The organism is Brachybacterium horti (genome assembly GCF_054777615.1).
In genome coordinates, this window is the sequence record NZ_BAAHAM010000001.1 from 64,709 (window position 1) to 82,471 (window position 17,763).

At 73.6% G+C, this 17,763-nt stretch carries 17 protein-coding genes; 7 read left to right on the forward strand and 10 right to left on the reverse strand.

Annotation, left to right across the window (positions count from 1 at the left end; translation table 11 throughout):
• The first annotated feature begins 10 nt into the window (after nucleotides 1-10).
• Nucleotides 11-340 (forward strand): plasmid stabilization protein, encoded by a 330-nt coding sequence (locus ACYVAP_RS00305; protein WP_264449848.1) that lies wholly within the window; start codon nucleotides 11-13, stop codon nucleotides 338-340.
• Between the two features lie 78 nt (nucleotides 341-418).
• Here ACYVAP_RS00305 and ACYVAP_RS00310 read toward each other — a convergent pair whose 3' ends face one another.
• The 7 genes from ACYVAP_RS00310 to ACYVAP_RS00340 form a co-directional block, all read right to left on the reverse strand.
• On the reverse strand, nucleotides 419-757 hold the full coding sequence (locus ACYVAP_RS00310) for a ferredoxin (protein ID WP_498859071.1): 339 nt from the start codon (nucleotides 755-757) through the stop codon (nucleotides 419-421).
• A complete protein-coding gene (locus tag ACYVAP_RS00315; protein ID WP_498859072.1) occupies nucleotides 754-1,899 on the reverse strand; it encodes an NADH-ubiquinone oxidoreductase-F iron-sulfur binding region domain-containing protein in 1,146 nt (381 codons plus the stop codon). The genes ACYVAP_RS00310 and ACYVAP_RS00315 overlap by 4 nt, the downstream gene beginning before the upstream one ends.
• On the reverse strand, nucleotides 1,896-2,471 hold the full coding sequence (locus tag ACYVAP_RS00320) for a ferric reductase-like transmembrane domain-containing protein (RefSeq protein ID WP_498859073.1): 576 nt from the start codon (nucleotides 2,469-2,471) through the stop codon (nucleotides 1,896-1,898). Before ACYVAP_RS00320 ends, ACYVAP_RS00315 begins: the two co-directional genes overlap by 4 nt.
• Nucleotides 2,464-3,366: an FAD:protein FMN transferase gene (locus ACYVAP_RS00325; RefSeq protein WP_498859074.1), complete on the reverse strand. Its 903-nt coding sequence runs from the start codon at nucleotides 3,364-3,366 to the stop codon at nucleotides 2,464-2,466. The genes ACYVAP_RS00320 and ACYVAP_RS00325 overlap by 8 nt, the downstream gene beginning before the upstream one ends.
• A 493-nt stretch (nucleotides 3,367-3,859) precedes the next feature.
• Entirely contained in the window at nucleotides 3,860-5,065 is a 1,206-nt protein-coding gene (locus ACYVAP_RS00330; RefSeq protein ID WP_498859075.1) for a sensor histidine kinase, read from the reverse strand.
• On the reverse strand, nucleotides 5,062-5,733 hold the full coding sequence (locus tag ACYVAP_RS00335) for a response regulator transcription factor (RefSeq protein ID WP_498859076.1): 672 nt from the start codon (nucleotides 5,731-5,733) through the stop codon (nucleotides 5,062-5,064). Before ACYVAP_RS00335 ends, ACYVAP_RS00330 begins: the two co-directional genes overlap by 4 nt.
• A gap of 176 nt (nucleotides 5,734-5,909) precedes the next feature.
• The gene (locus tag ACYVAP_RS00340) at nucleotides 5,910-6,482 is read right to left on the reverse strand and encodes a thymidine kinase (protein ID WP_498859843.1); all 573 of its coding nucleotides are present in this window, start codon (nucleotides 6,480-6,482) and stop codon (nucleotides 5,910-5,912) included.
• Between the two features lie 397 nt (nucleotides 6,483-6,879).
• On the opposite strand from ACYVAP_RS00340, the gene ACYVAP_RS00345 reads away from it, so the two are divergent.
• Nucleotides 6,880-7,905 carry a transglycosylase family protein gene (locus ACYVAP_RS00345; RefSeq protein ID WP_498859077.1) on the forward strand — a complete coding sequence of 342 codons (1,026 nt, stop codon included), beginning with the start codon at nucleotides 6,880-6,882 and terminating at the stop codon, nucleotides 7,903-7,905.
• Nucleotides 7,906-8,006: 101 nt separating this feature from the next.
• Here the strand turns inward: ACYVAP_RS00345 and ACYVAP_RS00350 are convergent, their stop codons facing one another.
• Nucleotides 8,007-9,785 carry a GNAT family N-acetyltransferase gene (locus tag ACYVAP_RS00350; RefSeq protein ID WP_498859078.1) on the reverse strand — a complete coding sequence of 593 codons (1,779 nt, stop codon included), beginning with the start codon at nucleotides 9,783-9,785 and terminating at the stop codon, nucleotides 8,007-8,009.
• Between the two features lie 48 nt (nucleotides 9,786-9,833).
• Here ACYVAP_RS00350 and ACYVAP_RS00355 point away from each other — a divergent pair, with 48 nt between their 5' ends.
• Nucleotides 9,834-10,616 (forward strand): alpha/beta fold hydrolase, encoded by a 783-nt coding sequence (locus ACYVAP_RS00355; protein WP_498859079.1) that lies wholly within the window; start codon nucleotides 9,834-9,836, stop codon nucleotides 10,614-10,616.
• A 34-nt stretch (nucleotides 10,617-10,650) separates the two neighbouring features.
• Here ACYVAP_RS00355 and ACYVAP_RS00360 read toward each other — a convergent pair whose 3' ends face one another.
• Complete coding sequence (locus ACYVAP_RS00360) at nucleotides 10,651-11,598, reverse strand: L-lactate dehydrogenase (protein WP_498859080.1); 948 nt, start codon at nucleotides 11,596-11,598, stop codon at nucleotides 10,651-10,653.
• A gap of 147 nt (nucleotides 11,599-11,745) precedes the next feature.
• Between ACYVAP_RS00360 and ACYVAP_RS00365 the strand changes: the two genes are divergently transcribed.
• Nucleotides 11,746-12,066 (forward strand): putative quinol monooxygenase, encoded by a 321-nt coding sequence (locus ACYVAP_RS00365; protein WP_498859081.1) that lies wholly within the window; start codon nucleotides 11,746-11,748, stop codon nucleotides 12,064-12,066.
• Nucleotides 12,067-12,206: 140 nt separating this feature from the next.
• Nucleotides 12,207-12,698, forward strand: coding sequence for a GNAT family N-acetyltransferase (locus tag ACYVAP_RS00370; protein ID WP_498859082.1), 492 nt, complete (start codon nucleotides 12,207-12,209; stop codon nucleotides 12,696-12,698).
• Nucleotides 12,699-12,732: 34 nt separating this feature from the next.
• Here ACYVAP_RS00370 and ACYVAP_RS00375 read toward each other — a convergent pair whose 3' ends face one another.
• A complete protein-coding gene (locus ACYVAP_RS00375; protein ID WP_498859083.1) occupies nucleotides 12,733-14,430 on the reverse strand; it encodes an HNH endonuclease signature motif containing protein in 1,698 nt (565 codons plus the stop codon).
• A 1,014-nt stretch (nucleotides 14,431-15,444) separates the two neighbouring features.
• Between ACYVAP_RS00375 and ACYVAP_RS00380 the strand changes: the two genes are divergently transcribed.
• Nucleotides 15,445-16,626 (forward strand): Gfo/Idh/MocA family protein, encoded by a 1,182-nt coding sequence (locus ACYVAP_RS00380; RefSeq protein WP_498859084.1) that lies wholly within the window; start codon nucleotides 15,445-15,447, stop codon nucleotides 16,624-16,626.
• 45 nt (nucleotides 16,627-16,671) lie between these two features.
• Nucleotides 16,672-17,520: a sugar phosphate isomerase/epimerase family protein gene (locus tag ACYVAP_RS00385; protein ID WP_498859085.1), complete on the forward strand. Its 849-nt coding sequence runs from the start codon at nucleotides 16,672-16,674 to the stop codon at nucleotides 17,518-17,520.
• The last annotated feature ends 243 nt before the right edge of the window (nucleotides 17,521-17,763 follow it).

A 17,763-nucleotide genomic window follows, 5' to 3' on the forward strand; every position in this document is an offset into this window, starting at 1 on the left:
AGGAGCGGCCATGCCGCAGCAGGCCTGGAGCGACAAGCGCGAGCGCCAGTACGAGCACGTGAAGGACAGCGCCCTCGATCGGGGCGAGGACGAGGACACGGCGGAGGAGATCGCCGCCCGCACCGTCAACAAGGCGCGGGCGCAGGCGGGTGAGGCGGAGGAGGCCTCCCGCACCTCCCTCGAGGACGACTCCCCCTCCCGCCGCGGCGGGCGCCGCTCCCACGAGGGGGCGCAGGGCCGCACGAAGGAGCAGCTGTACCAGGACGCCCGGCGCGAGGGGATCGAGGGGCGCTCCCGCATGAGCAAGGCGGAGCTCGAGCAGGCTCTCGAAGGCCGCTGACCGGCCCGCGACCGACTTCCGCCGGGGATGGAGTTCCCCTGTCCGGGAGCGGTACTCGGCGGCGCCGAGGGGTGCCGATCACCGCTTCCGGTGCCCTCCGCGACCAGCCCGGTCCCCGTTCCCGGCCCGGGGCGCATCGTGCACGTCGAGCGTCGGTGCGCCCGCACGGCCGTCAGTCGGCCCGAGCAGCTGCAGAGCGAGCCGCGGACAGGCCCCCACCGCCTCCCGGGCGGCGGCGAGCTCCCCGCGGGCGATCGGCACGTCGGTCCGCTGCCCGGACGGCCGGCCGACGGCGAGCGGGAAGCCGTCCTCGTCACCGACCAGCGTGCCCTCGAGCAGCTCGAGGCACGCGCCGCGAGCCTCGCAGCGGGTCCAGTCGACGTGGAGGCGGGCGGCCTCCCGCCGCTCTCGCGTCATCGCCGCCACCCCGTGCAGTGCCCGGCGACGTGGGCGTCGAACTCCGGGCCGAAGGCGGTGACCGTCGAGCCGGCGAGCTGCGCGGTGCCGTCGGGATGGTGGCAGGCGCCGCGTCCCGCGACCGCCTCGAGGCGTCGCCGGAGCCGGGCCGGGTCGCCGTGCCCGGCCTCGAGGTCGTGCATCGATGCGGCGATGCGCGGGAGTCCCAGCACGCAGGGACCGCACTGCCCGGCGGACTCCGCGGCGAGATGGTCGAGGATCGCCGTGGTCACGGGCAGCGGGCAGCGTCCCCGGTCCAGCAGCATCAGCACCCCGGCGCCCGCGCCGAGCACGCCCGGGGCGGGGCGCGGTCCGAGCGGCACGTCGAACTGGTCGGGCAGCGCCCAGCGACCGTGGTAGCCGCCCACGAGCACGGCGTCGAGCGTCCCGGGCTCCGTGCCCGCGAGGTGCAGCACCTCGCGGAGGGTTGATCCGCCGGGCACCTCCAGGACGGTCTCCGGGCCCTCGGGGCGCGCGATGGTCACGAGCCGCGTCCCCGGGTCCTCCGGCCTGCCGGCGGCGAGGAACGCCTCGGCGCCGTGGCGGGCGATGCGGGCGACGTGCGCGAGGGTCTCCGCGTTCTGCACGAGCACCGGGCCGCCGCGGAGACCCCTCTCGGTGAGGTGATGGGGGTGGTCGGCGGGGATCTGCTCACCGCCGGCGAGCGCCGCGGCGACCGCGGTGGCCTCCCCTGCGACGAAGCGCTCCTGCGCGACCTGCACCTGCACCCGGCGGCCGTCGGGGCGGGCGGCGAGCGCCGAGCGCACCTCGGCGGCCGACCGCGGGTGGACCATGATCGTCAGACCGGCGCGCGGGGCGAGGGCGCCGGCGAGCAGCAGGAGGCCGTCGATCACCGCGTGCGGGGACTCCCGCAGCAGCACCGCGTCCTTCGCGCTGAGCGGCTCCCCCTCCGAGGCGTTCGCGACGATCGTGGAGGGTGCACGTCGCAGTGCGGCGATCTTCGCGCCGACCGGGAAGCCGGCGCCGCCGCGGCCGGTCAGCCCGGAGCGGGTGATCAGGGCGGGGAGCTGGTCCACGGTGGGCAGGGGCTCCGGCTCGGCGGGGTCGAGCAGGCCGGGGGCCGGAACGGCGAGGGTGCTCATCGGAGGCTCCGTTCAGGGGTGCGGAGGGCGCGCTGCGCCGGGTGGGTGCGGAAGGCGGGGGCCAGCAGTCGCCAGAGGGTCGCTGCAAGCACGATCGCCGCGCACGCGGCGGCGATGACGCGGAACCAGAGGGTGCCCGCGTCGGTGCCCGAGCCGAGGGCGTGGAGCAGCGCGATCCCCCACAGCGGCAGGACCGCGAGGTGGACGATGCGGAACACGGCGACCGGGAGGCGTCGGCGGAGCAGGGCGGTGACGATGACGGCGATCAGAAGGTCGTGGGCGGTGGTGCCGAGCCCCTGCCAGAGTGGGTCGCGCGCAGCGAGGAAGGGCACCACCAGGTCGACGAGGCGGAGCTCGGCGTAGCGGTCGCCGAGCAGGCTCACCACGTGCAGCGTCAGGAAGGCGGTGGCGAGCAGGGAGGCGTCACGGTGGAGGTGGGCGACCGCGAACCGCGGCAGCCCGGGCAACGGACGGCCGCCCCGGGTGAGGACGCCCAGTCCCACGGAGAGGGTGAGCAGCACGAGGGCGACGACACCGCTCGCCCGTGCGGTCGCCCAGAGCACCTCATCCATGGCGGACCTCCGCGGGGAGCGGCGTGGGCCAGGAGGAGGTGGTCAGCACACGGCGGTCCGCGGCGACGAGGCGCGCGGGGACGCCCCGGCGCTCGAGCCAGTCGGGCGCGTCCTCGCCGAGCACGATCGCCGCGGTCGAGGCGGTGTTGGCGGCGGCGCAGGTGGTCCCGGCGCAGCTCACGGTGCGCCAGGTGTCGGGCGCCGGCCCGAGGTGCCGTGGGTCGAGGATGTGGTGCACCTCGTGCTCCCCGAGAAGCCGACGCCGGTGGAGAGTGCTCGAGGTGGCCAGGGCACCGCCATCATGGAGCCGGACCTGCTGGCCGGGCTCGCCGGCGCCGTCGCGCACGTCGACCTGCCAGCCGCCGCCGGGCCCTGTGCCGGCGGCGCGGAGGTCCCCGCCCAGGGACACCAGCACGCCGTGGCGAATGCGCGGATCGTCCCGGAGCCGCTCGGCGAGGAGGTCCGCGGCGCTCGCCTTTCCGGTCGCGCCGAGGTCGAACCGCACGCCGGCGGGGGCGGTGAGCCGCCCCTCGCGCAGCGTGACGTCCCGCCAGGTCGCCCGGTGCACCACGGCCGACCGCACCCCGGGCGCGCCGGTGAAGCCGTGCGCCTCGAGGCGGTCGCCCAGGGTGGGGTCCACGAGGCCGTCGGTGCAACGCGCCGCGTCGATCGCATCCGCGAGCAGGCGGGCGAGGACCGGGCTGACGAGCTCGTCGACGAGGTCGCGCCCCTCGACCGCGCGCAGCTCGGCGTCGTCCCGGTGCCTCGAGCAGGCGTCCTCGACCTCCGCGAGGGTGGCCCCGGCGAGGTCCCGCGCGGCGGCCAGCTCCGCGGGGTCGACGACGATGAGCTCCGCGGTGGTGCTCCACAGGGGCCAGCTGGTGCGGGCGGTCATCTCAGGACCCCTGGCTGGAGGAGTGGGAGGGACCGCCGGAGCCGCGGGACACGGTCTGCGCGGAGCCCTGCGACGACGTGCTCGACCGGGACGAATCCGACGAGGAGGAGGACGCGTCGGACGACGACGAATCCGACGAGGACGATGACGTGTCGGCGGACGCGGACGATGACGTGTCGGATTCCGACGCGTCCTCCGGCGACGGCGTCGCCGTGCCCGCGTCGGAATCCGTCGGTGCAGCGCTGCTCGTGGCGGCCGGGGTCGTCGCCGCGGCGGCCGACGTGCTCGCCACGCCCTGCTCACCGACCCACAGCGCCCCCGCGCCGATCCCGGTGGCGGCGAGTGCCGTGCCGGCGATCACGCCGGTGGCCAAGCGGCCTCGACGTCGGCCGCTCTCCCTGATGCTCATCGGAGCCTCCTTCGGCATCGGGTCCGTCCCGATCCTGCGCACAGCGTGGCGGCGGAGTCTTCCGGGTTTCTTCCGGAACGTGCGTCAGGCGGCGCGCGGGAGCGTCACCTCGATCACACCGCCGGGTGCGGAGCGATCGATCCTCACGTCGCCGTCGAGTCGTCGGACGACGTCCGCCACGAGGGACAGGCCCAGTCCGTAGTGGTGGCGTGATGCCTCGCCGCTGCGCTGGGAGGCGAAGCGCTCGAAGACCGCGTCCCCGGCGGGGAAGCCGGGGCCGTCGTCGGCGATGCGGAGAACTCCTCCCCGCGGCCCCGCGGCGATGTGGACGTCCACCCGGGTCCGGGTGTGGTCCAGGGCGTTGGAGAGGAGGGACTGCACGATGCGGCGGACCCCGACGGTGGTGGCGCGGACGCGCACCGTGCCGTCGCCTGTCAGACGGAGGGTGACCCCGGCGCGCTCGGCCTCGGCGCGGGCCGAGTCCAGCGCGATCTCGGTGAGGGCGCGGAGGTCCACGTCCTCGAGCTCGATCTCCCGGTCGTCGGCGGCCTCGAGCAGCTCCTCCAGGAGAGCCGTGAGCGAGGCGGCGTCCTGCTGGATCGCAGCGATCTCCCCGTCCGTCGCCTCCGGGTCGCGGCCCCGCTCACGGCGTCGGCGGAGGATCTGCACGCGGGTGCTGAGCAGGGTCAGCGGAGTACGCAGCTCGTGGCCGGCGTCGGCGACGAACCGGCGCTGGCGGGCGAGGGCGTCGGCGAGGGGACGCATGGCCCGCCGCGCGAGGCGATCGGCGACGACGGCGGCGAGGAGCACGCCGGCGGCGCCGCCGATGCCGAGCGCCGCGCCCACCCGCTGCAGCTGCTCGCGGTTGGCGTGGGTGTCGATCGCGACCTGCACGATCCCTCCCTCCGCCCGGGAGGTGCGCACGACGAAGCTGTGACCGTCGGCACGGACCCGGGAGTCCACCCGCTGCTCTCCCGCCTGCACGCGGTCGAGGGCGTCATCGTCGGGCAGGCCGGTCGGAAGGTCGTCGGAGGAGGTGATGGAGCCCTCGTGCTCGCGGATCACGTAGGTGCCGCGGCTGAGCTCGTCGCCGCCGGCGTCGTCCCGCACGGAGCTGAGCTCCTGGTCGGTAGCACGCGACAGGGACGCGGCGACGAGTCCGAACGCGGTCACCCCGACGATCGCGACCACGGCGGCCATGACGACGGCGATCTGCAGGGCGAGGCGGCGGGCGGCGCGGCGAAGCTGCTGGGCGTCCGCCTCGCCGAGCGGCCGGGTGCGCTCGGTCACGGCGTCCCCAATCGATAGCCCACTCCGCGCACCGTCGCCACCACGTCGCGACCCAGCTTCCGGCGCAGGTAATGGACGCAGGTGTCGACGACGCCGAGGTCCTCCGCCCCGGGGAGAGCCCGACGCAGGAGCGTCTCGCGCTCGAACACCTGGGAGGGGGAGCGGGCGAGCACCTCGAGCAGCGCGCACTCACGCGCGGTGAGCGGCACCCGGGCGCCCTCCCCGATCACCTCGTGCGCCCGCACTTCGAGGCGTCGGCCGCCGCTGAGGGGCAGCAGCTCCGCGGTCTCGCGGTGACGGCGGCGCAGCGCCCGCAGCCGGGCGAGGAGCTCCGCGAGGTCGAAGGGCTTGGCGAGGTAGTCCTCCGCACCGGCGTCGAGCCCGTCCACCCGGTCCGCGGGGTTCCCCCGCGCGGAGAGCACCAGCACGGGCACGTCCACCCCGGCGCCGCGGAGCCTCCCCAGCAGGTCGAGGCCCTCGAGCCCGGGGAGGCCGCGGTCCAGGAGCATCAGGTCGTGGTCCCGGGTGAGGGCGAGGTGCAGGGCACGCTGACCGTCCGCGGCGGTCGTCACCGCGTAACCCTCGTCCTCGAGGAGCGCGGCGAGCATGTCCCGCAGCTGCGGGTCGTCCTCGACGAGCAGGAGCTGGGGAGGTGAGGCGGAGTCCATGGCGGAACGGTACTGGCCCGGACGGGGGCGCCGCGCGAGCGGCGGTGGACCTGCGGCGGGACGCGATCGTCAGCCGGAGCGGCGCGGAGTCCCTGTGCGGTCGGTGCACGGTCCGCTGGGGCGTGAGGTGGCAGATCGTCCCGCCGCGGAGGCCGCCCGCTCCTGAGGTGGGGCACTCACGGCCGCTCGTGGTGGAGCAGGCACCGCGCCCGGTAGCTCTCCGCGCCGCCCACGGATCGCGCGCCGATCTCGAGGCCGTCCTCGTCGCCCGTGCGGAGCCGCTGGTGGTACGCCGCGTCGCGCCCGCACACGGAGCAGACGGCGGTCAGCTTGCGGACGTCCTCGGCGAGCGCCATGAGGGCGGGCAGCGGCGGGAAGGGGTCGCCGTCGAAGGTGACGGAGAGACCGGCGACGACGACGATGCTCCCGGCGCGTGCCGCCTCGAGCACGGGAGCGACGAGGTCCGGGCCGAAGAACTGCGCCTCGTCGATCGCGAGGAGATCCGGGGCGCCCGCCCGGAGCAGGTCCCGCAGCGCGGCGGCGTCGGCCACGGCGCGGGCGGGGATCCGGTCCCCGGTGTGCGCGGTGATGCCCTCCGCGTAGCGCGTGTCGAGGGCGTGGGTGATGACCTCGACCCGGAGCCCGGCGAGGTGCGCCCGGCGCACGCGACGGATCAGCTCCTCCGACTTCCCGGCGAACATGGGACCGGCGATCACCTCGAGCCGTCCCGATGGCGTGACCGCCGTCACGTCGCGGAGTGCCGGGGTGACCGGCCTCGACGGGTCGTCCAGCGCCCTCCCAGCCTCGACCGAACCACCGTCGCCACCTGGTGCTCTCGCCATGGCCGACACCGTACGCGCCACCCGGGCCGACACGCCGGAGGCCCCACCTCCCACCACCCGCTTGACGCGCTGACCTGCATGTTCAACAAGGTGACGCTGCTACAGACGGTCCGCCGTGACCTTCCTGTGACCGAGCAGACGCGCTTGGTCAAGCCTCCTTCAAGCCTCGTTCACGACGCTTGAGGTCCCCCCGGGGGGCGCTCGTAGGTTGGGCCCTGCGTTCGCCGCGGACGCACCCTCAGCGCTCCTGCTGACCGGTCCTGTGCGTCGCGGCCCCTACGTCGAGCATCCTGAGGAGCACCCCATGACCACCAGCACCACCGAGCGCGCGTCCCTCCTGGGCCGCACCGCGCTGACCCTCGCCGGGGGCGCCGTCGTCGCCGCCGGCGCCTTCGCCGCCGCTCCCGCCCAGCAGGCCGACGCGGCCGGCGGCTGGGACCAGGTCGCGCAGTGCGAGTCCAGCGGCAACTGGTCCATCAACACCGGCAACGGCTTCTACGGCGGCCTCCAGTTCACCAAGTCGACCTGGCAGGCCTACGGCGGCGGCCAGTACGCCTCCACCGCCGACAAGGCCACCAAGAGCCAGCAGATCGCCGTCGCGGAGAAGGTCCTCGCGGGCCAGGGCGCCGGCGCGTGGCCCAACTGCGGCAAGTACATCACCGGTGGCGCGGACACCTCGTCCTCCCCGTCCTCGGACTCCAGCTCCTCCGACTCCAGCTCCTCGAGGTCCTCCGACTCGAGCTCCTCGAGCTCGAGCGAGTCCCGCTCCTCGGAGAAGAAGTCGGACCGCTCCACCGAGCGCAAGTCCACCTCGAGCTCCTCCGAGAAGAAGTCCACCGAGAAGCAGGGCGACTGGTCCTGCGACGGTGACGGCATCGCGGACAACTGCACGGACAACGGCTTCACCAAGAAGACCGAGAAGAAGTCCACCTCCTCGGAGTCCACCTCCTCGGAGAAGAAGTCCTCCGAGTCCACCTCCTCGAAGAAGTCCTCCTCCGAGTCGACCTCCTCGAAGAAGTCCACCAGCTCCTCGAAGAGCGCCGTGGGCAACCCCGACCTCCAGGTCGCGGGCACCCTCGAGGTCGACGGCAAGATGGGCCCCAAGACCATCACCGCGCTGCAGGACTGGCTGGGCGTCGAGCAGACCGGCGAGCTCGACGAGACCACCACGAAGGCGCTCCAGGCCTGGGTCAAGACCGACCAGGACGGCGTCATCGGCAAGGACACCGTCAAGGGCCTCGAGCACGAGGTCGGCGCGAGCCACACCGGCTCCGACGAGGTCGACGGCTCCACCGTCAAGGTCCTCCAGGCCTTCCTCAACCTGTACTGAGCACCCCTGAACTCAGGATCCTGAGCAGCGGCGGGCGCGCCCCGCCGGCTCCGGCACCACGAGGCCGGGTCGTCCTTCGGGACGGCCCGGCCTCGTGCATGTCAGAGGGGTCGCTTGAGCCCCACGTGGCTCGCCTCGTAGCCGAGCCGCGCGTAGAACTGCTGCGCCGCGGTCCGCGTGCCGTCGGTGGTGAGCTGCGAGAGCGCGGCCCCGCGGGAGCGGCCGTGGTCGTGCGCCCAGGTGAGCATCGCCGTGCCGAGCCCGTGCGAGCGCTCGGCCCCGGCGACGCGCACCCCCTCGATCTGCAGGCGGGTCGTGCCGCCGCGGGAGAGGCCGGGGATGATCGTCAGCTGCATGGTGCCGACGATCCGCTCCTCGGCGTCGCGCACGACCGCGAGGTAGTGGGCGCCGTCACGGGAGAGCACCTCGTGCGCCGCCTCGTACCGCTCGAGGTCGGCGCCCTCCCGTGTGCGGCCCAGCTCGTCGTCCGTGAGCAGGGCGACGATCGCGGGGACGTCGGCACGCCGGGCACGGGAGACGCGGTACTCGCGGCCGCCCGCGAGCAGCCGCGTGCCGGCGGAGGCTCGCGCCGTCGCGCGCAGCAGCGCGACGAGCGCGTCGAGCCAGGTGCCCACGCTCTCCCGGGCCTGCGAGGTGTCCGGGTAGCGGCAGCGCAGGTGCACACCGGCGTCGTCGAGGATGAACCAGAGCATGACGCCGGAGGTGCGGATCCCGGAGCTCACGTACTGCGCCTCGAGCCCGATGTCGTCGATCCGCACGGGGAGGCGCCGCAGGTCCAGCCACGAGAGCGCGAACATGCCGGGCGCCTCGGGCATGCCGCCCCAGGGGGCGAGCACCTCGCGCAGCGGCCAGGAGCCGAGCGCGATGGCCTCCTTGACGGCGGCGGCGGCCGCCTGCGGGGACGCGTCGGCGCTCTCGAGCACGGAGTTCGTGATGAACCAGCCCACGGAGTCGTGCCAGGTCTTGTCGTAGCGGCTGTGCACGGGGAACACGGCGCGCAGCGGGGCGTCGGCGAGATCGCGCGTCACCTGCGTCATGAGGGACGTGGTGAGGGCGAGGGTGGAGACGCCGTCGGCCCGCGCCTGCGCGCTGAGGGCGGCGGTGTCGTCGACGTCGAGCACGTCGCGCACCTCGACCCGCTCGGGCTGCGGGGCCGGGTCGCCGAGCGGCAGCGGGAAGCGCGGCATGACGTCCTCCCCCGCGGCGAGGATCTCCGCCCAGCGGCGGTGGATCTCCTCGGGCACCTCGGTGCGCCGCTCGAGCACGGCGGTGTGCTCGGCGAACTCGGGGACCCAGCCCTCGGCGGGCTCCCGGCCGGCGCGGACGTCCGCGAGGGCGGCGAGCAGGTCGCGGGCGAGGACGAGCATCGACCACATGTCCACATGGGCGTGGTCGGAGGCGATGACGAGGGTGGGGCCGACGGCGGTGTCGATCGTGCAGAGCCGGTGCGAGGGCGCGGAGAGCGGGCGGCAGCTCGCGTCGAGGACCTCCTGCAGCGCGGCGTTCATCGACCGGCCGGGGGCGATCTCGTGGTCCTCCCAGCGGCCCGGGCCGATCCGCAGCCGGCGCAGGTGCACCTCGCCGTCCTCGTCCTGCACGAAGCCGGTGCGGAGCGTGCCGTGGCGGGCGACGACGGCGAGCCAGGCGGCGGCGAGGTCCTCCGGGTCGACGGGCTCGCGCAGCCGGATCGACACGGCCATCCACGAGCCGGGGCGGTCGCCGGCGCCCACGTGGCGCGCCTGGTCGAAGGAGACGGGCAGCTCGGCGGCCGGGCCCGCGGGCTCCGGGGTCGCCGTGACCTGGTAGCTGCGCAGGGCTCCGAAGGGGAGACGGAGCTGATCGACGTGGGTGAGCCGCATGACGGTACGGTAAGCGCCACCTGTTCCCCCTCGCCATCGGAGGCCACGTTGTCATCGTTCCGTGTCCCGGGAGCGGAGCTCGCCACCTCCTTCAGCGACCAGCACGGGCATCCCGTGGTCCAGCTCCACGGGCTCACCTCGTCCCGGGAGCGGGACCGCATGATCGACCTGGACCTGGGGCGCGGGCTCTCCGGCACGCGGCTGCTGCGCTACGACGCGCGCGGCCACGGGGAGTCGACGGGGAGGACGGTGCCGGAGGACTACACCTGGCCGCGGCTCGCGGAGGACCTGCTCGCCCTGCTCGATGACCACTTCCCCGGGGAGGCGGTGCACGGGGCGGGACCGTCGATGGGGTGCGCGACCCTGCTGCACGCGGCCGTGCGCGACCCGGGCCGCTTCAGCTCGCTCACGCTGCTGATCCCCTCCACCGCCTGGGAGACACGGGTCGCGCAGGCGGAGAACTACGAGCGGCTCGCCGACTTCGTGGAGCAGCACGGGATGGAGCGCTTCCTCGCGGCGAGCCGCGACGTGCACCGGCCGCCCGCCCAGATCGGCACGCCGGACACCCTGCCGCAGGTGCGGGAGGAGCTGCTGCCCTCGGTGTACCGCGGGGCGGCGCTGAGCGACCTCCCCTCCCCCGAGGCGATCGCCCGGATCGACGTGCCGGTGACGATCCTCGCCTGGACCGACGATCCGGGGCACCCGGTCTCGACGGCGGAGCGCCTGCACGAGCTCCTGCCGCAGTCGTCCCTGCAGATCGCCTCGACGCGCGCGGAGGTCGCCGACTGGCCGGCGGTGCTCGCCGCCGACGTCGCCCGCGCCACGGGCTGAGCTCCTCCGCGGGCTCGGCCGGGACTCGTCGGGCTCAGCCGCGCAGCTCGGCGGCGACGCGGCGCAGGGACTCCGCGGACTCGTGGAGCCGGTCGAGCTCCTCGGGGGCGAAGGGCGTGCCCGGCAGCGGGCGCGCACCCGCGGCGTCGACCACGCAGGGCACGGAGAGGGCCACCCCGTCCAGGCCGTGCACCCCGTGCAGGACGGGGGCGACGGGGAGCACCGCGTGCTCGTCGCGGAGGATCGCCTCGACGATCCTCGCGCTGGACAGGCCGATCGCGTAGTTCGTGGCACCCTTCCCGCGGATGACGGTGTAGGCGGCGTCGCGCACATCGGCCGCGATGGCGTCGAGGTCCTCGCGGGTGAACAGGGGCGCGCCGTCCTGCGTCCAGTCGAGGATCGGGACGGTGCCGATCGTCGCGCTCGACCACAGGGCGAGCTCCGTGTCGCCGTGCTCGCCGACGATCTGCGCGTGGACGCTCGCCGTCGCGACCCCCGCGCGGCGCGCGATCTCCCAGCGCAGCCGCGAGGAGTCCAGGGTGGTGCCGGAGGCGAAGATCCGCTCCGGCGGCAGCCCGCTCGACTCCGCGGCGAGCATGGTGAGCACGTCGCAGGGGTTCGTGACGACGACATAGATCGCGTCCGGGGCGACCTCGAGCAGCTGCGGCATGAGCGCGTCCATGATCCGCGCGTTCGTCGCGGCGAGCTCGATGCGGGTCTGCCCGGGCCTCTGCTTCGCCCCGGCGGTGATGACGACGACGTCGGAGTCAGCGGCGACGGACACGTCGCTGCCGCCGGTGATCTCCCCGCTCCCGGCGAAGAAGGAGCCGTGGGCGAGGTCGAGGACCTCCGCCTCCGTCTTCTCCGGGGCGATGTCGTAGAGGGCGATGTGCCGGGCGCTGCCCCGGATCATCGCGGCGTAGGCGACGCTCGATCCGACGGCGCCGGCTCCGACCACGGTCAGCTTGGAGGTTCCACTCATGGCACCGAATCTAGTCCCCGCGCCGCGGCGCGGCACGGGACCTTCGTCGGTGTTCGGGGTCCCGGACCCGGGGGCCGCCCGTCGGGACCACGGAGGCGGAGGTGGGAGGATGGGCGTGCACCGAGACCGCAGGAGAAAGGCCCCCCGATGATCCTCATCAACGTCAAGTTCCCCGTGAAGCCCGAGTTCGCCGATCGCTGGCCGGAGATCGCCCGCCCCTTCACCGAGGCCACCCGCGCCGAGGAGGGCAACAAGTGGTTCGAGTGGTCGCGCTCCGTCGAAGACCCGAGCACCTATGTGCTCATCGAGGCGTTCACCGACGAGGGCGCCGGCCCGCACGTGGAGTCCGCGCACTTCAAGGCGATGCAGGAGGAGTTCCCGCAGTACCTCACGGCGACCCCGCAGATCGTCTCGGAGCAGGTCCAGGCCGAGGGATGGGGGCCGATGGGCGAGATCCAGGTCGACTGAGCCGCACGGCACAGCGCTCGGGCCCGTCGTCGGCTGCACCGATGGCGGGCCCGAGCTCCGCTCGATGTGAGCCGGTCACGATCCGATCGCACCGGCCCGCGGAGGACCGGCGGTGGGCGACCGGCGGCTACCGTCTCCCCGTGAGCATCGATGTGACGGTCCGCGCGGCGGATCTCGAGGACCCTGACCTGGTCGCCTTCCTGGCGGCGCATCTCGCGGAGCTGGAGCCCACCGCCCCGCCGGAGTCCCGTCACGCGCTGGACCTCGAGGGGCTCCGCTCCCCCGCGGTGCGGATGTGGGAGGCCCGGGTGGCCGGGCAGGTCGCCGGGACGATCGCGCTCGCGGATCTCGGCCCGGGGCATGCGGAGCTGAAGTCGCTGCGCACCTCCCCGGCGCTGCGCGGCCGCGGGATCGGCGCGCTGCTGCTCGAGGTGGCGCTCGACGACGCGCGCTCGCGGCAGCTGGGCCGGGTGTCGCTCGAGACCGGCAGCGCGCCGCTGTTCGATCCGGCGCGGCGGCTCTATGCACGGCGGGGCTTCACGGTGTGCGGACCGTTCGGCAGCTATGTCGAGGACCCGCACAGCGTGTTCATGACGCTCGAGCTGCCCGTCGCGGAGCCTGCCGCCGGCTGAGGGGTCAGCGCGGCAGGGTCCGGCCGGGAACGGCTCAGAACGGCGGCGGCTCGTCCTCGGGCAGCGGCGGCGGTGGCGGCGGGTCCGTCCCGGGCGGCCCCTCCCAGTGCGTGTAGTGGGCGACGAGATGGTCGCCCCACCGCTGCCGCCGGCGCTCGGCGGCGTGATCCGCGGGGGTCACGGGGATCACCCCCTCACTCCGCATCTGGGCGAAGACCTCGGCCTCGTGGAGCCGCTCCTGGAACAGCCTCCATGCCCGCGCGAGGTCCCGGGCGAGGGTCTGGGTGACGAGGTCGCGGTTGCGCGCGACGTCCATCCAGTGGGTCCCGTGCACGCTCCAACGGGTGGAGCGCCCGCCCGCCGTGACATCCGGGTCGAGGTCGCCGCGGGTCTTCGCGCGGTGGTGCTCACGGCACAGCCCGTGCAGGTTGGCGGGGGTCGTCGGCCCACCGTCTCGGGGGTGGAGGTGGTCGAACTCCTCGATGTGGTCGACCTCGCCGACGTCGGTGAGGCGCCGGGTGCAGCCCGGGAGGGCGCAGGTCGGGTCGATGAGCTTCACGTGCTCGACCATCGCGGCCGTCGGCCGGTACTGCTGCGCGGCCACGGGGAGGAACTCCCCGGTGACGGGGTCGGTGAGCACACGGTGCCAGACGGCCGCGTCGGCGCACAGATCCCGCGCCATGGCGATCGGGACGGGGTGGACGCCCTCGAGGGTGGCGGGGGCGTCGGACAGGCCCAGCAGGGAGAGGACGGGCACCACGAGGTTCATGCGCAGCGGCATCCTCGGCACGGGGACGCCGTCGGTCCCGATCTCCGAACGGGTCATGAGCACGTAGCGGATCGCGCCGAGCCTCATCGGCCGCCCGGTCGCCGCGGCCTCGCCGTGGAGGTCCCAGGGGATGTGCTGGTCCCGGCCACCCTCGGCGATCCGCGCGAGCGCCTGCCGCTGGGCGTCCTGCACCGAGTGCGCCGCCCGGTCCAGGCGCTTCGTGAGGTCGAGGATCTCGGGGATCGGACCGGTGACGGTCATGCAGGCGGTGCCGTCCGCCGAGGCGGTGAGATCCGTGCTGACGTGGCGCGACGCGGCGGGGGCCCCGGCCGCGGCCTCGGGCCCGCACCACAGGACCAGGTGCCGCAACAAGGTGCGGAAGCGCTCCGGCGGCAGGGCCTCCAGCTGCCAGGCGGAGACCTTCTCGTCCACCTGGTGCCGCTGCTCGGGGAGGAGATCGCGGACGGAGCGCACGAGCTGGTCGAACCACTCCGACGGCAGGTCACCGGACTCGACCCGGTCGAGGCAGAGGGGGAGGTCGCGGATCGCGATGCCGGCATCACGGAGGCGCAGTCCGGCACGGCCGAGCCTTGTGCGCAGGACCATCCCCGCAGCGATCGCGTTCGTCTCGTGCGAGGGCCCCGGGTCCTGGTCGCCCAGCGATTCCGGGTCAGCGAGCGCCGCGAGGTCACGGAGCTCGGCGACGTACAGGGCGGCGTGCGCGGTGCGGCGACGCTCGAGGATCCGCCGCAGCACGAGGGCATCGGAGGAGTCCTCGGCGACGAGGGCACGGCGCGCGATGTTCTCGGTGGTGACCTCGCTGCGACCCCGCACCGGCCGGCGCAGCTCGCGCGGCAGCGCCGCGGCAGGACGGCGGGCCGGGACGGACGCAGAGCCATCCGGCCGCGAGCAGGCATCCGCCGTGCCACGCAGCGGGGCACGACCGAGCTCCGTCGCCGTCATCGACCCCACCTCCTCCCGCTCACGCTCCGGTATTCGCGCCACCATCCCCAGGAGACGCACGAGAAAGGTTCTGCGACGATACACATGGAAGCCATCGAAGAATCGTTTCTCTTATGCCACGATTCTATGCCTTCACCCCGCTCGACGCCAGGGTCGCGGGCGGATCGGTGGAAATTGTGGATAACCATGGAGTGGGGAGGAACGATCGTCGGCGACCGATGACCGGCGACCGGCGACCGGCGACCGGACGGACGGACGGACGACAGCGCGCAGCGACCGGCAACCAGCAACCAGCAACGATTCCCCTCCAGCCACACTCCCACTGCCCGACAGCCCGGCGACCAGCACCGTGACCGCTCCCTGAGGGCCGAGCAGTCCAACGACACCGACCCGACACCGACACCGAGGAGACCACCGGCGATCACCTCCGAGTCACCCCTGGCCAACCCCATCGGCCCTTCCCGATCAGAGCGACCGAAGCTGCCCGATCGACCGATCGAGCATGCCCGGAGTCGTTCTAGGAAAACACACCATCATGCCCCATGACTGCACTTCGGAATATCCGTCCGACGCACCCGATGCTTTTCTCCTGGCGCGCCCGCCAATATCGGATCGTCGTGAGCGGATCGGCGTGCCCGCGGGGCGACCGCAGCGGTCCCTGCGCCCCGGGAGCGCTCGACGGGTGCACCTCTCCGCGCCCGCCCGTGGACCGGCGACGACGTGGCCCGCGCCGCCGGGTGGCGGCGACACGCCGACTGCAAACTCCGGCAACAAGCCCCGTCCTCCCCGCCGGGCAGGAAGGATCGACCCATCAGCACCGACCCCTCAGCAGCGAGCGCACGTGCCGGAACGAGCCGGCACCGCGCGCCCTCCCGGACCGCACCGGCGCGGCCGTCGGCCACCCCGTGCCCGACCGCCCGCCGCGCGGACGGCGAGCGCTCTCCGGTCCCGGCGGGACCACCGACCCCTGGGCGCACACCGCCCGACGACGAGGAAGTACGAGAAGGAGACACCATGACGGAGACCCAGGACAGGACGGTCCGGCTCGGCATCATCGGGCTCGGCGCGCAGGGCGGCATGTACGCCGGCCTCCTCCAGGAGGGCGAGGTCGCGGGCATGAGCCTCGGCGCGATCGCCGACATCGATCCCGCCAAGCGCGAGCTCGCCGCCGAGAAGCACCCGGGCGTGCCGGTGTACGAGGACTACCGGGCGATGCTCGACTCCGGCGACGTCGACGCGATCGTCACGACGGTGCCGCACTTCCTCCACGCGGAGATCACGATCGCCGCGATCGGCAAGGGCATCCACGCCCTCACCGAGAAGCCCGCGGGCGTGTACACGAAGCAGGTCGAGGAGATGAACGCCTTCGCGGCGGCGCATCCGGAGACCACCTTCGCGATCATGTTCAACCAGCGCACGAACCCGGTGTACACGGACCTCAAGGCGCTCATCGACTCCGGCGAGCTCGGGAAGCTGCGCCACACCTCGTGGATCATCACCACCTGGTGGCGTCCTCAGGCGTACTACGACCAGTCGGCGTGGCGCGCGACCTGGGGCGGCGAGGGCGGCGGCGTGCTCGTCAACCAGGCGCCCCACCAGCTGGACCTGTGGCAGTGGCTCGCGGGCACCCCGAAGAAGGTCTTCGCGAAGCTCGCCTTCGGCTTCCAGCGCGACATCGCCACCGAGGACGAGGTCAATGCCGTCGTCGACTTCGGCGACGGCGCGACCGGCCACTTCATGACCTCGACGAACGACATCATCGGCACCGATCGCCTCGAGATGCTGTTCGACGCCGGCAAGATCGTCGTGGAGGGCTCGAAGAAGGTCACCATCACGCGGCTCACGAAGGACGAGCGCTCGCTCTCCGACGGCATGTCCGCGGAGGACGTGGGCCTCCTGTTCCGCGGCATGATCGACACCTCGGAGCTCTTCACCACCGAGGAGAGGGACTACGAGTCCCAGTGGGGGCACCAGCACGTCGCCGTCCTCGAGAACTTCGCCGCGCACGTGCTCGACGGGACCCCGCTCATCGCGGACGGCGCCGAGGGGATCAACGGCGTGCGCCTCGCCTCCGGCATGCAGCTGAGCGCGTGGACCGGCCGCGAGATCGACCTCGTGGACTACCCGGCGGAGGAGTACCTCGCCGAGCTCAACGCCCGCATCGAGGCCGAGGGCCAGTTCCCCACGCGGTCCTGACCGCCGCCCCGCCAACGCTCCCCGCACCGCTCGAAGGAGAGAACCATGCCTGTGCTCGGACTGCAGCTGATGATGCTCAAGGACCGGATCAACGAGAAGGGGATGTTCGAGATGCTCCGCCAGGTGCGCGATCTCGACATCGCGGCCGTCGAGGTCTCGCAGATCGCGATGACCGACGAGCTCATCGCCGACCTCGTGCGCGGCAAGGAGGAGCTCGGCGTGGAGACCGCCGCCATGAGCGCCTCGATCGCGCCCGGCGGCAACGGCTTCGCGCTCGAGACCGAGTTCGACCGCGCCGTCGACGCCTGCCGTCGGACGGGGTCGCGCTACCTGCGGATCGGCATGATGCCGTTCTCCGCGATGGTCTCGAAGGAGGCCTGCGAGGCGTGGGCCGCGGAGGTCGAGCCGTACGCGGCCCGGCTCGCGGAGCAGGGCGTGACGCTCTGCTACCACAACCACCACGTGGACCTCATCCAGTTCGACGGGGAGCGCATCTTCGACATCGTGCGCCGCGTCGCGCCGTCGCTGCTGTTCGAGGTGGACCTCCACTGGGTGCAGCGCGGCGGCATGGCGCCGCTGGACATGCTCAAGGCGTACACCGGCGCCTGCAAGCTCATCCACGTCAAGGACTTCCGCATCGCCCCGCTGCCCGCGGAGGTCTACGCGAAGTTCGAGGCGAAGGAGCTCGAGGGCAAGGACTTCTACGACGTCTTCCTCGGCCTCGCCCAGTTCGCGGAGGTGGGCCAGGGCAACATGAACTGGCCCGAGCTGCTGCCCGCCGCGGAGGCCGCCGGCGCGGAGTACTTCCTCATCGAGCAGGACGACACCTACGGCCGCGACCCGATCGACTGCATCCGGGACTCCCGCGAGTACCTGCGCTCGATCGGCTACTGAGCCCGGGCGGCCTCCGCCGCACCTCCACGAGGCCCGTCGACCCTGCCCATGGCGGGGCCGACGGGCCTCGTCCGCGTCCCGCATGAGGCCGGTCACGTCGGACGACCGACGGCTCCCGCACCCGATTCGCCGCCATGACCTGCAACGATGCCGGCGACATGCCCTCGACGGAGAGCCGACCAGCCGGTTGACAGGCCGTCGGAGCGTCCCCCTATGGTCAAGGGGCCGCGACGCCGCGCCCTC

Coding starts and splice junctions, on each gene's coding strand:
- ACYVAP_RS00305 (WP_264449848.1), top strand. CDS start 11: ATGCCGCAGCAGGCCTGGAGCGACAAGCGCGAGCGCCAGTACGAGCAC.
- ACYVAP_RS00310 (WP_498859071.1), bottom strand. CDS start 757: ATGACGCGAGAGCGGCGGGAGGCCGCCCGCCTCCACGTCGACTGGACC.
- ACYVAP_RS00315 (WP_498859072.1), bottom strand. CDS start 1,899: ATGAGCACCCTCGCCGTTCCGGCCCCCGGCCTGCTCGACCCCGCCGAG.
- ACYVAP_RS00320 (WP_498859073.1), bottom strand. CDS start 2,471: ATGGATGAGGTGCTCTGGGCGACCGCACGGGCGAGCGGTGTCGTCGCC.
- ACYVAP_RS00325 (WP_498859074.1), bottom strand. CDS start 3,366: ATGACCGCCCGCACCAGCTGGCCCCTGTGGAGCACCACCGCGGAGCTC.
- ACYVAP_RS00335 (WP_498859076.1), bottom strand. CDS start 5,733: ATGGACTCCGCCTCACCTCCCCAGCTCCTGCTCGTCGAGGACGACCCG.
- ACYVAP_RS00345 (WP_498859077.1), top strand. CDS start 6,880: ATGACCACCAGCACCACCGAGCGCGCGTCCCTCCTGGGCCGCACCGCG.
- ACYVAP_RS00350 (WP_498859078.1), bottom strand. CDS start 9,785: ATGCGGCTCACCCACGTCGATCAGCTCCGTCTCCCCTTCGGAGCCCTG.
- ACYVAP_RS00360 (WP_498859080.1), bottom strand. CDS start 11,598: ATGAGTGGAACCTCCAAGCTGACCGTGGTCGGAGCCGGCGCCGTCGGA.
- ACYVAP_RS00365 (WP_498859081.1), top strand. CDS start 11,746: ATGATCCTCATCAACGTCAAGTTCCCCGTGAAGCCCGAGTTCGCCGAT.
- ACYVAP_RS00375 (WP_498859083.1), bottom strand. CDS start 14,430: ATGACGGCGACGGAGCTCGGTCGTGCCCCGCTGCGTGGCACGGCGGAT.
- ACYVAP_RS00380 (WP_498859084.1), top strand. CDS start 15,445: ATGACGGAGACCCAGGACAGGACGGTCCGGCTCGGCATCATCGGGCTC.
- ACYVAP_RS00385 (WP_498859085.1), top strand. CDS start 16,672: ATGCCTGTGCTCGGACTGCAGCTGATGATGCTCAAGGACCGGATCAAC.